Below are 14,466 nucleotides of genomic sequence, written 5' to 3'. Positions count from 1 at the left end.
AACCGTACGTCGCGCCGGGGCGCACCGCGCCCGGAACACACCCGAATCGGGTGATCGCCCCGGCTGTTTCAGCCGAGCTGGTCGACGGCGGAGCGGAGCAGCTCCGCGTGCAGGGTCGCGTAGAGCTCTGCGAGCTCGGCCGCCTGCGCGGCGCTACGCTCGCGGGCGGCACCGGAGCGCTGGGCGCGGGTGGGGGCGACCACCTGGTCGATGATGTCCGCCTCCCGTTCGGCGCTCGTGCGCACCGTGCGCAGATGGCGGGCGCTGATGCCGTGCCGGCCGAGCGCGAGCACCGCCTGAACCACCTGCACCGAGCGGCCGGGGAAGCGTCCGCGCGTGTCGGCGAGCACCAGGCCTGCGTGGGCCATCTCGTCCAGCTCGGCCTCGGTCGCGCCGGTCAGCTCGCAGATCTCCTTGGCGCTCACCCGCGCCCCGGGGGCGGGCCGGACCAGCTCGCCGTCGCGGCTGACCACGCGGGCCAGCGAGGGCTGCTCCACCTGGCGCCCCGCGTCCAGGTCCGCGAGCTGCTCGCGGATCACGCGCAGAGGCAGGTAGCTGTCACGCTGCGCCGTCAGGGCGAAGCGGATGCGCTCGGCGTCCGCCCGGGAGTACATGCGGTACCCGGAGCCCGTGCGGCGCGGCTTGACGAGCCCCTGCTCCTCGAGGAAACGCAGCTTGGAGATCGTGACCGCCGGGAACTCCGGCTTCAGGAGCGCCAGGACGGCGCCGATGCTCATGGAGGGCTCGTGGGAGACCTCCTGCGGCCACGTCACCGCCGGCTCCGCCTGCGGCCGGGTGGCCGGTGCGGCTTCGTGCGCGGCGTCGTGCCGACGTCGTGCTGCGGGGCTCACCGCTGATCCGCACCTGCCGCGGAGGCGCCACGGTGGGGGCTGGGGTGGTACGTCAGCCGGTACTTGCCGATCTGGACCTCGTCGCCCGCGCGGAGCAGCGCGGTGTCGATGCGCTCCCGGTTGACGTACGTGCCGTTCAGGCTGCCGACGTCGCGGACGGAGAAGCCGACGCCCTCCGTGAGGAACTCGGCGTGCTTGCGCGAGACGGTCACGTCGTCGAGGAAGATGTCGGAGCTGGGGTGACGCCCCGCGGTGGTGCGATCGGCGTCGAGCAGGAACCTGGCCCCCGCGTTGGGCCCGCGCTGGACGATGAGGAGCGCGGAACCCGGCGGCAGCGCCTCGACGGCGGCCGCGTCGTCGGCGCTGAGCCCCTGGTAGACCAGCTCGCTCTCGGGCTCCGCGCCGATGGCTCCGAACCGGGCAGTGCTGGTGACGTCGTTGCGCTCGCCGTCCTCGCCCGGGCGCCCCGGCTGCTGCGGGGTGGTCATAGGGCTACCTCCTGGGTCGTCTCAGTCCTCCGGCCCTCGGCCGACGTGCTGTGGTCAACAATAGGGGTCAAGTCGCCGACGATGCCGGACGAGCGGGCCGAGCGTGGTCGTCCGACCAGGACCTTCGCCGGCGACACCGGTGCGGCGGACACCCGTCCAACGGTCACCGGCTCCCCCGGCACCCGGGCCGCCGTCATCCGTCATCTCCCTCGGGAGTCACCGGCGTGGCGTGCTCCGGCTGCTCGAGCTCGCGGATCGCGGTGATCCGGAGGTCGTCCTCCTCCGTCACCGTGACCTCTCCCCCCGGCGTTGCGGACGGACGCCAGCGCCCCGCCCGGGATGTCGAGGGCGACGGAGAGGGTCTTCGGGTCCCCGATGGCGAGCCACTCGTAGGGCGGGGCGACGGCGGCCCCGTCCACCACGACGCCGCCGTCCGGGTCGTCGAGGATCCAGCTGCTGGCGGTCAGGCGCTGGCCGGAGAGCTCGACCGACTCGACGCCGGCGTTGCGCAGCTCCTCGAGGATCGTCACCATCACCTGGGCGCGCACGCCGCCGGAGGGGTCGTCGATCGTCACCCGGACGCCCGGGCCGTGGACGGGCAGCGTGCCCGCAAGGATGCCCCTGGCGCGCGCCTGCACCTCCGCCGCCTCCTGGGCGGCCTGCCGCGACGTCGTGCTCGAGCGGAGCTCGGCGAGGTCCTGACGCAGCTCCTCCTGCTCGTCGGTGAGGTCGGCGTTGCGCTGCGTGAGCTCGTCGAGGAGCCGCACCAGGTCGTCCTGGCGCATGCCGGAGAGGACGTCGTCCTGCGCCTGGCGGACCTGCGTGACGACGGCGAACCCCAGTCCCGCGCACAGCAGCGCGACGGCGACGTGCCCGAGGGTGAACCGCGGCGCCAGGAGGGAGCTCCACACGCCCCTCCTGCCGTCGCTCCCCGGCTCGGCCGCGCCGCGCGTGCCGGAGGCCCCCTCCGCACCGGGCTCCGCCGGAGCCTCGCCGACCGCGCCGGTCGGCCGGGACCACGTCCCGGGCGCCCGCAGACGGTGCGCGGTGAGCTCGCCGTCGGGCCCGGGCAGCGTGACGGAGGTGGAGGTGACCGGCGTCGTCGTCATCGGGCCGGCTCCGAGACGCGCCCGGCCGGCTCGCCCACGACGTCCGCGCGGGCAGCCTCTGCGGTACCACCGCCGCCCAGGGTGATCGGGGGGGATCTCGATACGCCGTCCCTCGGCGGAGGAGCGTAGACCGAGCTCGGCGAGCTGGACGCCGCGGGCGGCGGAGAGCAGGCCGTAGCGGTGCGGGCGGCCGGCGACGACGTCGCGGAGGAACTCCTCCCACTGGAGCTTGAAACCGTTGTCCAGGTCCGCGTTCGCGGGGACCTCGAGCCACTGGTCGCGGAACGGCTCGGTGACCGGAAGGTCCGGGTTCCACACCGGCTTGGGCGTGTGGGCCCGCTGCTGCGCGACGCACCGCCGCAGGCCCGCCACCGCGGAGCCGTGCGTGCCGTCCACCTGGAACTCGACGAGCTCGTCGCGGAAGACTCGCACCGCCCATGAGGAGTTGATCTGGGCGACCACGGGGGTCGCCCCCGGGGGTGGTGACCTCGAAGATGCCGTACGCGGCGTCGTCGGCCGTGGCCGTGTAGGGCCGGCCGCGCTCGTCCCAGCGGGTGGGGATGTGGGTGACGGCCTTCGCGGTCACCGCGTCCACCCGGCCGAGGATGCCCTCGAGGACGTAGTTCCAGTGGCAGAACATGTCCGTGGTGATGCCGCCGCCGTCCTCCTTGCGGTAGTTCCACGACGGGCGCTGCGCCGGCTGGGAGTCGCCCTCGAACACCCAGTACCCGAACTCTCCGCGCAGAGACAGGATGCGACCGAAGAAGCCCTCGTCGACCAGCCGGCGCAGCTTCACCAGGCCGGGGAGGTACAGCTTGTCGTGGACGACGCCGGCCGTCACCCCGGTCTCCTCGCCGAGGAGCGCCAGTGCCACCGCCTCCTCCAGGGTCTCCGCCGTGGGCTTCTCGGTGAAGATGTGCTTTCCGGCGCGCATCGCCGCGGTGAGCGCCGCTACCCGCCGGGAGGTGACCTGGGCGTCGAAGTAGATGTCGACGGACGGGTCCGCGATCACCGCTTCGGGGTCGGTCGACCACGACGCCACGTCGTGCCGTCCGGCGAGCTCGCGCAGCTTCTCCTCGTTGCGGCCCACCAGGACCGGCTCGACCTGCACGCGGCCGCCGTCCTCCAGCTCCGCCCCGCCCGCGTCCCGGATCGCCAGGACCGACCGCACCAGGTGCTGGCGGTACCCCATCCGGCCGGTCACGCCGTTCATCGCGATACGCAGGACTCGGGTGCTCATAGGGACTCTCCATCGAGGCTCAGAGTGGGGAATGCGCTTTCCGTGAAACTAGGCTGGCCCGGGACCCGGTGTCAAGGGAACTGTCACGATCATGGGGGTGGAAGCGGTTTCCGCCGGGGGGCGCTGGGCGTCCGGGCGTCAGCGCGGGGGCGTCGACGCCCGGACGACCACCTCGCCGGTGACGTGGACCTCGAGCGGGCCCTCCTCGGCCGGGGCGAGAGCGAGCCGGGTCACCTGCCGTCCCATGTCGCGCAGCGGGATGCGGACCGTGGTGAGTGCGGGGGTGACGTCCTGGAGGGTCGCGATGTCGTCGAAACCCGCCAGGGCGACGTCGTCCGGCACGACGGTCCCGCTCTCGCGGGCGGCGGTGAGTGCCCCGAGCGCCATGACGTCGGTGACCGCGAACACGAGGTCCGCCCCGGTGTCACGACCCAGGAGCTCCCGCATCGCCGCGTAGCCGCCGTCGCGGGTCAGGGGGCTCGCGACGAGCCGCTCTCCCGGCACGGGGACGCCGAGCTCCTCGGCGGCGCGCCGGAACCCCCGGGTGCGTTCGTCCGCGGTGAGGTTGTCCGTCGGGCCGGTCAGCAGCGCGAACCGCCGGTAGCCGAGCCCGTGGAGGGCCCGGGCGAGGTCTGCGCCGGCGCGTTCGTTGTCCACCCGGAGGACGTTCACGCCGAGGATGGCCTGGCTCACCGTGGCCACCGTTCCGCCCCGGGCCTGGTAGGCGTCGAGGGCCCGCCGGAGCCTGAGGTTCGCCTCGCCGTCGTTCTGGCGGGCGCCGACGAGGATGATCGCCCGGGCGCGCTGGTTCTGCAGCGTGCGGACGTACTGCAGCTCACGCTCGGCGTCGTGGTGGGTGTTGGCGAGGGTCACGATGAGCTCGGCCTCGTCCGCGGCCTCCGTCACGCCGGCCGCGATCGCCGAGAAGTACGGGTCGGCGATGTCGTGCACGATCAGCCCGAGCGTGGCGGTCTGGCCGCGCGCCATCGCCTGGGCATGGGCGTTGGGGGAGTAGCCGAGCCGCTCGGCCGTGGCAAGCACGCGCTGGCGCAGCTCGTTGCCGACGGCGCGGTTGGCGCTGCCGTTGATCGCGCGCGACGCCGTCGCGAGGGAGACGCCTGCCGCGCGGGCGACGTCGGAGAGCGTCACCGCCCCGCCGGCGGCCTGGCGACGGCGTGTCCCGTTCCGGTCCGAGGTCACCGCTGCTCCAATCTGCCTGCTGCAGGAGCGAGTGGCGCAGCACGTGGTCCCCACGGGCCAGCTTTCCGCCACCAGGTCGCTCTCTCCGGGAGCGTACAGCCGGAGGCCGCGGAAGGCGCTATCCGTGAACACGATGAATTTTCTGTTCCACAACCCCTTGTGTCGGCCGCGTCACACCCGTTAGCGTGCGGAAAGCGCTTTCGTGCTGCGCCCGTTCGAACAAGGAGGCTCGGATGTCGACGACGAGGTTGACGAAGATGGTGGCGGTGGGTGCTGGTGCCCTCCTGCTGGCCGCGTGCGGTGGTTCCGGCTCGTCCGGCGGCTCGGCCACCGGCGGCGGGGGCGGTGAGGAGGACCCGATCGTCATCGGCATCTCCCTGCCGCTCACCGGCGACTTCGCCGAGCCGGGCAAGGGCGTGCAGCGCGGCTACGAGACCTGGGCGAAGGTGGTCAACGACAACGGCGGCCTGCTCGGGCGCCAGGTCGAGCTCAAGATTCTCGACGACGCCTCCGACGCCTCCCGCGTGGTGTCCGACTACGAGTCGCTGATCGCGCAGGACGGTGTCGACCTCGTGTTCGGCCCGTTCTCCACGCGGCTGGTGGTCCCGGCGTCCCGGGTCGCGTCGGAGTACGGGATGCTCTTCGTCGAACCTGCCGCTGCTGCGGCCGAGGTGTTCGAGAACGGCTTCGAGAACATCTTCTACGCCGCGCCGGCCATCGCGCCCGACCACTACAACCACCTGGTCGAGCACATCGCGGCGATGCCGGAGGACCAGCGGCCGAAGACGGCGGCGGTCGCGGCGATGGACGACCCGTTCGCGCAGGGCACCGCCTACGGCCTGCGTGACGGGCTCGAGGAGCTCGGCGTCGAGATCGTCGTCGACGAGGTCTACCCGCCGAACGCCACCGACATGAGCGGCGTGGCGGCCCAGATCGCGGACGCGGACGCGGACATCGTCATCGGCGGCACGCAGTACCAGGACGCCGTGAACCTGATCGTCGCGCTGCAGCAGCTGAACTACCAGCCGCGCATGGCGGCGTTCACCACGGCGCCGACGAACCCCGAGTTCGTCGAGGCGATCGGTGGCGCCGTCGACGGGATCCTCTCGCCCACCGGCTACACGCCCGACGCGCCCTACCCCACGAACGAGGAGTTCGTCGCGGCCAACACCGAGCTGCACGGCACGCCGCCGGGCGAGGACGAGGCCAACGCGTACACGACCGGTCAGGTGGTCGCCGCGGCGGTCGAGGCCGTCGGGTGCGCGGAGCAGGGGGAGTGCCAGCAGCAGCTGATCGACTGGCTGCACGAGAACGAGGTCGACACGGTCGTCGGCACCCTGGGCTGGGACGAGGCCGGCCGCCCGAACGGCGCCCACCTGATCCAGCAGTACATCGACGGCGAGATCAAGATCGTTCTCCCCGAGGACGCCGCCGAGGCCGAGCTCGTCCACCCCAAGCCGGAGTGGTGACCTTCCGGTGTCCGGGACCCTTCTCTTCCAGGCCCTCGTCCTCGGGGTGCTGCTCGGCGGGCTGTACGCGCTGCTCGCGGCCGGGCTGACGCTCTACTTCGGCATCATGCGGGTGGTGATGCTGGCGCACGCCGCCTTCATCGTCCTGTCCGCGTACATCTCCTGGCGCTTCGCGCAGGTGACCGGGCTGGACCCGATGCTCTCGTTGATCGCCACCGTGCCGGCCTTCTTCGCGCTCGGCTACGCCATCCAGCGCTTCCTGCTCACGCGGCTGAAGCCGGCGACGATGACGATGATGTCGGTGCTCCTCACCTTCGCAATCGCGCTGGTGATCGAGGGCGTCCTAGGCATGGTGTACTCGGGCACCCAGCGGCGCATCAACCTGCCGTACGGCGCGGACAGCATCGGATTCCTCGGTGCGCGGATCCCGGTGGTGCAGATCATCTCCTTCGCGCTGGCCGCCGTCTCCCTGGTCGTCCTCTACCTCGTGCTGAAGAAGACCAGGTTCGGGCGGGCTCTGCGAGCGACCATCCAGCACCCGCAGGCCGCGCAGCTGGTCGGGATCGACACCAACCGGACGGCCGGGTTCGGCTTCGGGCTCGGGCTCGCCACCGCGGCCGTGGGAGGCGCCGCGCTGTCGCTGCAGGCGACGATCTACCCGTCCCTGCACTGGCACTGGATCGGGCCGCTCATGGCGATCATCGTCGTCGGAGGGCTCGGTTCCATCCCGGGCGCCGCGATCGCAGCGCTGCTGCTGGGCGTGCTGCGGATGGTGCTCGAGGTCCCGGTCGGCCCGACCTGGGCGCAGACCATCTTCTACCTCGCGCTCTTCCTCACCCTGATGGTCCGGCCGCAAGGATTCTTCGGAGGTCGCCTTGCTCAGCGTTTCTGACACCCGGAAGGCCCAGCGGGCGTCGTCGTCGACCGGCAAGGACCGTGCCGCGGGCCCGCGACGGCGCCGGAACCTGCTGGCGATCGTCGTGGTCGTGGCCGTCCTTGCGCTCTGGCCGTCCGTCGCACCGAACCCGTACATGCTCAGCGCGGGCGTGATCGTGCTGAACTTCGCGGTCTTCGCCACCGGCTGGAACATCATGGGCGGCTTCACCGGCTACATCTCGCTCGGGCACGTGGCGTTCTTCGGCCTCGGTGCCTACGGCACGGCGTTGCTGATCGTCGACGGCGGACTTCCGAGCTTCGTGGCGCTGTTCGTCGCCGCCGCGGGCACGCTGCTCCTGGCCCTGCCCGTCGGCTTCGCGGCGCTGCGGGTCCGCGGCGCGTCCTTCGTCATCGTCACCATCGCCCTGGTCCTCGTGCTGCAGCTGGTCTTCCAGAGCTGGCACACCGTCACCGGCGGCTCGGACGGGCTCGTGGTGCCGCGTCCGTTCCCCGACATGCTGCGCCCGCAGCACCACCAGACCTTCTACTTCATCTTCCTCGCACTGCTCGCTCTCACGCTGGCGGTGTGGGCGGTGATCGACCACTCTCGGTTCGGCGCCGGGCTGAAGGCCGTGCGCGAGGACGAGGACAAGGCCGAGTCGCTCGGCATACCGACCGGGTCCCTCAAGCTGGTGGCGTTCGCCGTCTCTGCCTTCGTGGTCGCCCTCGCCGGCGGGCTCTACGGCCTGTGGTTCGGTGACCTCGACCCGATCTTCCAGTTCGACGTCGTGCTCAGCTCGCAGATCGTGCTCATGGCGCTCCTCGGCGGCAGCCGGTTCCTCTTCGGCCCGCTGATCGGGGCCGTGGTGGTCGGTGTCGCGCTCGAGTACTTCGTCCTCAACTACGGCGAGACGCAGTTCCACCTGGTCGCCACGGGGATCCTGCTCGGCGCGGTGGTCCTGTTCCTGCCCGACGGCGTGCTCACCGGGGTCCAGCAGGTCGTTCACCGGTTCACCAGGCGGGAGGCGACGTCCATCCGCGAGATGACGGCCGAGGAGCTCCGCACGCAGCAGGAGCGGAAGGAGAGCGTGGGCGATGACCGTGGCTGAGGACCTCCGCGAGACGGCGGTGACCACGAGCGTGCTGCGCACCGAGGGGGCTGACGAAGTCCTTCGGCGGCGTGCACGCGGTCCGGGAGGCGAGCGTCGACTTCCTCGACGGGAAGATCAACGGTCTGATCGGGCCGAACGGATCGGGCAAGACGACGTTCTTCAACTGCGTCACCGGCATGATCAAGCCGGACTCGGGAAAGGTGTTCCTGCGCGAGCAGGACATCACCCGGTGGGCGCCGCACCGGATCGCGCGTGCGGGTCTGGGGCGCAGCTTCCAGCTGTGCCGGACCTTCCCGCGCATGACCGTGCTGGAGAACATGCTCGTCGCGGTGCAGCCGCGCACGCTCGGGGAGTACCTGGGCGGCAGCCGCTCGCCGAGCACGGTGCGCCGCGCACGGGAGATGCTGGCCCGGGTGGGCATCGACCACCTGGAGAACTCCGAGGCCCGGGACATCTCCTACGGGCAGCAGAAGCTTCTCGAGCTGGGCTCCACCCTCATGTCGGACCCGCCGTTCGTCATGCTCGACGAGCCGGCGGGAGGGGTGAACCCCTCGCTCATCGAGCGGATCGCCGTGCTGATCCGCGAGCTGAACGAGGAGGGCACCACCTTCCTGATCGTCGAGCACAACATGGACCTGATCATGCAGCTGTGCGACCACATCGTCGTGTTCGACCGTGGCGGCCCGATCGCCACCGGGACGCCGGACGTCATCCAGTCCGACCCGCGAGTGCTGGAGGCCTACCTTGGCGTCTGACGTGATCCTCGAGCTCAACCAGATCGAGGCAGGCTACGGGAAGGCGGCGCTGGTTCTGCGCGGGCTGTCCGTGCAGGTGCCGCGAGGGACGGTGGTGTGCCTGGTCGGGCCGAACGGCGCGGGCAAGTCCACGGTGCTGAAGGTGGCCAGCGGGCTGCTGCGGCCGCGCGCGGGATCCATCGTCCTCAACGGCGCCGACGTGACCGGCCAGGGTCCGCAGGCGCTGCTGCGGGCAGGCCTGTCGCACGTGCTGCAGGGGCACAGCGTGTTCCCGGAGATGACGGTGGAGGAGAACGTCATGCTCGGCGGGTACTCCGTCGCGGACCAGTCCACGCTGGGCGAGCGCGCGGAGTTCGTGCGGGAGATCTTCCCGGTGGTGGCGGACAAGTGGCGGGCCGCAGCCGGTCTCCTCTCCGGCGGGCAGCAGAAGCAGGTGGAGTTCGCCCGGGCGCTGATGGTCTCGCCGGACGTGGTCCTGCTCGACGAGCCGTCCATGGGCCTGGACCCCAAGCGCACCACCGTCGTCTTCGAGCAGGTGGCCCGGATGCGCGACGCGGGCGTGGCGGTGCTGCTCGTGGAGCAGAATGCGCGGCGGGCGCTGGAGATGGCGGACATCGGCTGCGTCCTCGACCTCGGCACCGTCTTCGCCACGGGCCCTGCGCGGGAGCTCCTCGCCGACCCCAAGCTCAGCGACCTCTACCTCGGAGGCCGGCCCGCCACCACCTGAGGGGACGGAACCCGTCCGGTCCGCCGCGACGGCGGTCCGGGGCGCCAGGGCATCACCCGGACGGTGTGATGCCCATCGCCGCCAGTGTCTCCGCAACGGGTCGGGCGGCGTCGTAGGGCTTCGCCGCGGTGAGCACCACCCGCGTGCGCTCAGGGGTGAGCACCGCGAGCTCGACCGCGTTCCACGGGGTGTCGTGCGGCCCCGTCGTCGAGCCGGGAAGCAGCGCCTCGCACCGGTCCCTCGCGGGGGCGATCTCGCTCAGCACGCACGAGAACGACACGGACGTGGACGGCGAGGTGCCGACGGCTCCGGACGGTGCGGCGTCGACGGATCCGGACGGTGCGGCGTCGACAGCTCCCGACGGCACGGCGTCGGCAGCCGCGGACGGCACGACCAGGACGTCCTGGAAGGCCCAGCGGCGCAGGTGCGTGAGCCGGCCCGGGACGCTGAACAGGTCGAAGAAGCCCAGCCCCTCCGTCCAGAACAGGACCGTGGCGGCCAGGTCGTCCGTGGGCACGGTGACGAACATGGGCATGCCGTAGATGCCGTGGAACGGGCCGGGCGACTGCGCGTCCGCGGCCGGAGCGGGAACCGGGCTCATCGATGCGGCGTCGAAGGTGGTCATGCGACGAGCGTCCCAGTTGACGCGGCGTCAGGCGCAAGCCCTTCGGGACCGCTTCCCTCGTCCTGGCCGGGCCGGTCTGCGCGGGGTGGACGCCGGTCCCTGGTACGCCCCGCGGCGCGGGCGCACCATGGGATCGGGCGCCGGGCCGCCCGGTCCGGCCTGATCAAGGAGGATCACGAGATGACCACGCAGCCCAACGACTCGGGCCAGCAGCACGCACCCGTTCCGGCACGCCGCTCCCCGCGCGACATCGCCGAGCACCTCTGGGACGCCTTTCCCTTCGGGGACATGCCGTGGCCCCTGCGCGAGGTCGGCCGGGCCGGGGGCACCCCGATGCGGGTGGAGGAGTTTCGCGAAGGCGGCGAGCTGGTGGTGCGGGCCGAGCTTCCGGGCGTCGACCCCGACAAGGACGTCGACGTCACCGTCGACGAGGGCGTCCTGACCATCAGCGCGCACCGGGAGGAGCGCACCGAGGAGAAGCAGGCCCAGGGTTATCGCTCCGAGTTCCGCTACGGGCGGCTCGAGCGGCAGATCCGGCTTCCGAAGGGCACCGGCGTCGACGAGATCACGGCCAGCTACCGCGACGGCGTACTCGAGGTCCGCCTCCCGGTGCCCGAGGAGGTCCCGCCTGCCCGGAAGATCTCGATCAAGCGGAGCTGACGGCGCAGGTGGCACGCGGTCCGAAGGGGCGAGTCCCGCAGCGGGGAGGCCGTCCGCGACCCGGGCGCGGTCCCCGCTCCGGCTGGGTGACGGCGAAGGGCGTCGACTGATGGGCCGAACGCGTCCTGTGCGGCGTGAAACCTCCCGCGGCGGAGGCCGGTGCACGAGGCCGGCTCCGCCGTCGTCGTCGCGTGCCGCACAGGTGGTGGTCCGGGACGTCGGGCGTCATAGTGGAGGAGAGACGCCCGAAACGTCCCTTGGGGAGACATGCCCGCCACGCAGACGCCTCGTCACGGCCTCAGAGCCCTGCTCGTCGTTCTCGCCGCCGCCGTAGTGGGCCTGGCCGCAGTGGGGATCGCCTCCTCCGTCGAACGCGGTGACGTCGCGCGGGTACCGGCGGCCGTCGAGCGGCCCGGCCCCCAGGTCGACACCGCCGAGGTGCCGTACGACGCGGAGCCGCAACCTGCCGAGGTGGCGGATCCGCTCGCCGGCCTCGTCGTGCCGGCAACACCCGCGGAGGGCACCACGTTCGCTTCGATGCGGGTGCCTCGCTGGGGCGACTACGAGGAGCCCGTGAGCGAGGGCGTGACGGACCCGGTCCTGGACGAGCTCGGGCTGGGCCGGTTCCCGGAGAGCCAGCTGCCGGGGGAGGAGGGCAACTTCGCCCTCGCCGGTCACCGGACGCTGCACTCGCGTCCGCTCTACGGCGTCGAGGAGCTGCAGGTCGGTGACGAGATCGTCGTAACCACCGCGGAGGGTGCGTACACCTACGCCGTGAGCGGGCACGAGATCGTCGAACCGGACCAGGTGCGCGTGGTCGGGCCGGACCCGCAGAACCCGGGCGGCCCCGCCGTCGGCCGGCTCATGACGCTGGTGGCCTGCCACCCGCTCGGGTCTGTGGCGCAGCGCTACGTGGTCTACGCAGAGTTCGCCGCGTTCGAACCAGCCTGAGACGCCCGCAGCTAGGCGACGCCCGCAGCTAGGCGACGCCCGCAGCTAGGCGACGTCCGGCAGCTAGGCGACGTCCGGCAGCAGGTGGAACCTCCGGCCCTCCACGTTGACCGGGGTGATCTCCACGAAGACGGGCTTGTCCGGGCCGACCCGCGGGTGCACGTGCAGCCGCTCGGCAGCCTCCGTCTCCGCCTCGGTCTCGAGCTGGCGGGCCGCGCCCTGCACGACGACGGAGACGGCGGAGTCTGTGCCCATCTCGTCGATCTCGAGAGCCACGTGGCTGTTGATCGTCAGTTCGAGCAGCTTGCTGCCCTGCCCGGTGCGCAGGTACAGCCGGCGGCCGGAGGCCACGTAGTTGATCGGAAAGATGTCTGGCTGGTCGTGCACGCTCACGGCCAGGCGGCCGAGGTTCTTGGCCTCGAGCAGCCGCCAGCTCTCGTCCTCGTCGAGGATGGTCACCTGACGTTCAGCATCGAATCCCATGTCTCATTGTCCGTACGTTCGGGCGGTCCGCGTGGGCCGTTGGTCGCACTGCGGCACGTGTGCCCGGGTGCCGGCGACGGCCGCCGGGGATCACGGCGCCGTACGCCGGGGCGACGGAGACCTGGGTGGACGCCGGGGCGACGGAGACCTGGGTGGACGCCGGGGCCGAGGGCCCCGGACGCCGGGTCTGACAGTGCCGGTCAGGCGAGCGAGCGCACGGTCTCCACGGTGTCCGCGTCGGCGGCCGTCTTGTCGTCGCGGTAGCGCAGGACTCGCGCGAAGCGCAGCGCCATGCCGCCGGGGTAGCGCGAGGAACGCTGGATACCGTCGAACGCCACCTCGACCACCTGCTCCGGACGGACGTGGACCACGTGGCCGTCGCGACCTGTCTCGAGCTCGAGGAACCTTCGCGTCTGCCATGCCAGCATCTCGTCAGTCATGCCCTTGAAGGTCTTGCCGAGCATGACGAAGCCGTCGCCGTCGCGGGCGCGAGGTGGATGTTTGACAGGGTGCCCTGTCGCCGCCCGCTGCCCCACTCGACCCCGAGCACCACCAGGTCGAGCGTGTGCCTCGGCTTGACCTTCACCCACGCCGAGCCGCGTCGCCCGGCGTCGTAAGGTGCATCCAGGTTCTTGACGACGACACCCTCGTGGCCGCGCGCGATCATCTCCCGGAAGAACGTCTCGATCTGCTCAGCGTCCGGGCTGAAGCACCGGGGAACCGTTGCCTCGTCGGGGACGAGCGCGCCGAGCGCGCGAAACCGTTCGGAGGCGGGGGAGTCGATGAGGTCGCGTCCGTCGAGGTGCAGCACGTCGAAGAAGTAGACGGTGAGCGGAACCTGCTCGCGCAGGGTGGCGCCGTCGCGACTCATCGTGCGAGACCCGGTCTCCTGGAACGGCCGGGGCCGCCCGTCGGGTCCCAGCGCGATCGCCTCACCGTCGAGGACGACGGCGTCCGTGGGCAACGTGCGGGCGACCCCGACGACCTCTGGCAGCCGGTCCGTGATGTCGTCGAGCGAGCGGGTGAAGATGGTGACGTCGTCCCCGGCCCGGTGGACCTGCACCCGGATGCCGTCGATCTTGCCGTCCGCGACGAAGGCGGTCCCGGTCTTCTCCAGGGCGGCCGCCACGTCGGCGGCGGAGGCCGCGAGCATGGGGCGCACGGGCCGGCCGACCTCCAGCTGGAACCGCTCCAGCGCCTCGGACCCGCCCGCCAGTGCGGCGCTCGCGATGGGGCCCGAGAAGGCGGAGAACATCGCCGCTCGGCGCACCAGAGACACCGGGACGTCGGCGGCTTCTGCGATGGCGTCGAGGAGAACGGAGTCCAGCGCGCCCTGTCTCAGCTCGCCGAGCATGAGCGCGCGGAGGAAGTGCTGCTCCGCCGTCGTCGCCTGCGAGAACAGTCCTCGGACGGCTCGGGCACGTGCCGCCTGTGAGCCGGTCCCGGCGAGCGTGGAGAGTTCCTCGAGTGCCAGGTCGACGTCGGTCGGCGTCAGAGAGGGGGCCGGGGTCGGTTCCGGGAGCTCGGCCAGGCTTCTCCAGCCGACACCGGTGCGGCGCTGACGTGGGCGTCCGGACAGGAAGGAGGCGACGATCTCCGCCTCGTCCTCCCCGGCGCTTCTCAGAGCGGCGGCGAGAAGTGCGCGCTTCTGAAGGCGCGAGCGTGTGCCGGCGACGGCGGCATGGGTCTCGACGAGCTCGGCGAGCAGCACGCCACGATGATGGCAGGTCCGGGCCTCCAGGGCGCCTGGAGCGACCAGGGTCGCGTCAGCTGAAGTCGAACGTCACCAAGCAGGTTTCGGTGCCTGGGCCTTCACGCCCGCGGTCTGCCGACCGCCCTCGCCCAGTGCCACGGTCCCCAGCTTCGCGGCCTGCGGGCCTTTTCTCTGGATGTCGGCGACGTGCGTCCGGTGGTCACCGA

The 14,466-nt window shown here is 71.8% G+C and carries 15 protein-coding genes and 1 pseudogene; 7 read left to right on the top strand and 9 right to left on the bottom strand.

The features are described from left to right. Positions 1-68: 68 nt before the first annotated feature. The 5 genes and pseudogenes from DA06_RS01655 to DA06_RS01635 form a co-directional block, all read right to left on the bottom strand. Positions 69-851: a MerR family transcriptional regulator gene (locus DA06_RS01655; protein WP_052436238.1), complete on the bottom strand. Its 783-nt coding sequence runs from the start codon at positions 849-851 to the stop codon at positions 69-71. Continuing rightward, positions 848-1,339, bottom strand: coding sequence for an FHA domain-containing protein (locus DA06_RS01650; RefSeq protein WP_052436237.1), 492 nt, complete (start codon positions 1,337-1,339; stop codon positions 848-850). Before DA06_RS01650 ends, DA06_RS01655 begins: the two co-directional genes overlap by 4 nt. A 200-nt stretch (positions 1,340-1,539) precedes the next feature. Beyond that, on the bottom strand, positions 1,540-2,124 hold the full coding sequence (locus DA06_RS01645; RefSeq protein WP_418608318.1) for a DUF881 domain-containing protein: 585 nt from the start codon (positions 2,122-2,124) through the stop codon (positions 1,540-1,542). A 414-nt stretch (positions 2,125-2,538) separates the two neighbouring features. Continuing rightward, positions 2,539-3,688, bottom strand: a pseudogene (locus tag DA06_RS01640) (Gfo/Idh/MocA family protein); the annotation flags it as partial. Positions 3,689-3,826: 138 nt separating this feature from the next. Next, positions 3,827-4,888: a LacI family DNA-binding transcriptional regulator gene (locus DA06_RS01635; RefSeq protein ID WP_052436233.1), complete on the bottom strand. Its 1,062-nt coding sequence runs from the start codon at positions 4,886-4,888 to the stop codon at positions 3,827-3,829. A gap of 233 nt (positions 4,889-5,121) precedes the next feature. Between DA06_RS01635 and DA06_RS01630 the strand changes: the two genes are divergently transcribed. The 5 genes from DA06_RS01630 to DA06_RS01610 all read left to right on the top strand — a co-directional run bounded on the left by DA06_RS01630 (position 5,122) and on the right by DA06_RS01610 (position 9,827). Beyond that, a complete protein-coding gene (locus DA06_RS01630) occupies positions 5,122-6,357 on the top strand; it encodes an amino acid ABC transporter substrate-binding protein (RefSeq protein ID WP_043496814.1) in 1,236 nt (411 codons plus the stop codon). Positions 6,358-6,364: 7 nt separating this feature from the next. Next, a complete protein-coding gene (locus DA06_RS01625) occupies positions 6,365-7,249 on the top strand; it encodes a branched-chain amino acid ABC transporter permease (RefSeq protein ID WP_043496812.1) in 885 nt (294 codons plus the stop codon). After that, positions 7,233-8,342, top strand: coding sequence for a branched-chain amino acid ABC transporter permease (locus DA06_RS01620; protein ID WP_418606755.1), 1,110 nt, complete (start codon positions 7,233-7,235; stop codon positions 8,340-8,342). The genes DA06_RS01625 and DA06_RS01620 overlap by 17 nt, the downstream gene beginning before the upstream one ends. Before the next feature lie 71 nt (positions 8,343-8,413). Next, positions 8,414-9,100, top strand: a complete 687-nt coding sequence (locus DA06_RS01615) for an ABC transporter ATP-binding protein (RefSeq protein WP_418606754.1) — start codon at positions 8,414-8,416, stop codon at positions 9,098-9,100. Continuing rightward, positions 9,090-9,827: an ABC transporter ATP-binding protein gene (locus DA06_RS01610; protein ID WP_052436232.1), complete on the top strand. Its 738-nt coding sequence runs from the start codon at positions 9,090-9,092 to the stop codon at positions 9,825-9,827. The genes DA06_RS01615 and DA06_RS01610 overlap by 11 nt, the downstream gene beginning before the upstream one ends. A 52-nt stretch (positions 9,828-9,879) precedes the next feature. On the opposite strand, the gene DA06_RS01605 is transcribed toward DA06_RS01610, so the two are convergent. Next, positions 9,880-10,452 carry a hypothetical protein gene (locus DA06_RS01605; RefSeq protein WP_043496809.1) on the bottom strand — a complete coding sequence of 191 codons (573 nt, stop codon included), beginning with the start codon at positions 10,450-10,452 and terminating at the stop codon, positions 9,880-9,882. 180 nt (positions 10,453-10,632) lie between these two features. Between DA06_RS01605 and DA06_RS01600 the strand changes: the two genes are divergently transcribed. Both DA06_RS01600 and DA06_RS01595 read left to right on the top strand, forming a co-directional pair. After that, complete coding sequence (locus DA06_RS01600) at positions 10,633-11,112, top strand: Hsp20/alpha crystallin family protein (protein ID WP_052436231.1); 480 nt, start codon at positions 10,633-10,635, stop codon at positions 11,110-11,112. Between the two features lie 267 nt (positions 11,113-11,379). After that, positions 11,380-12,063 carry a class E sortase gene (locus DA06_RS01595; RefSeq protein ID WP_052436230.1) on the top strand — a complete coding sequence of 228 codons (684 nt, stop codon included), beginning with the start codon at positions 11,380-11,382 and terminating at the stop codon, positions 12,061-12,063. 63 nt (positions 12,064-12,126) lie between these two features. Here the strand turns inward: DA06_RS01595 and DA06_RS01590 are convergent, their stop codons facing one another. The 3 genes from DA06_RS01590 to DA06_RS01580 all read right to left on the bottom strand — a co-directional run bounded on the left by DA06_RS01590 (position 12,127) and on the right by DA06_RS01580 (position 14,257). Continuing rightward, complete coding sequence (locus tag DA06_RS01590; protein WP_043496808.1) at positions 12,127-12,546, bottom strand: pyridoxamine 5'-phosphate oxidase family protein; 420 nt, start codon at positions 12,544-12,546, stop codon at positions 12,127-12,129. 200 nt (positions 12,547-12,746) lie between these two features. Beyond that, positions 12,747-12,986, bottom strand: coding sequence for a hypothetical protein (locus tag DA06_RS01585; protein ID WP_418606753.1), 240 nt, complete (start codon positions 12,984-12,986; stop codon positions 12,747-12,749). Continuing rightward, complete coding sequence (locus DA06_RS01580) at positions 12,983-14,257, bottom strand: ATP-dependent DNA ligase (protein ID WP_418606752.1); 1,275 nt, start codon at positions 14,255-14,257, stop codon at positions 12,983-12,985. The genes DA06_RS01585 and DA06_RS01580 overlap by 4 nt, the downstream gene beginning before the upstream one ends. Between the last annotated feature and the right edge of the window lie 209 nt (positions 14,258-14,466).

Origin of the sequence: Georgenia sp. SUBG003, from assembly GCF_000715355.2 — a bacterium.
Lineage (GTDB): Bacteria > Actinomycetota > Actinomycetes > Actinomycetales > Actinomycetaceae > Georgenia.
The sequence above is the reverse complement of the archived record's forward strand: the minus strand, read 5'-3'. Positions and strand labels throughout refer to the sequence as shown.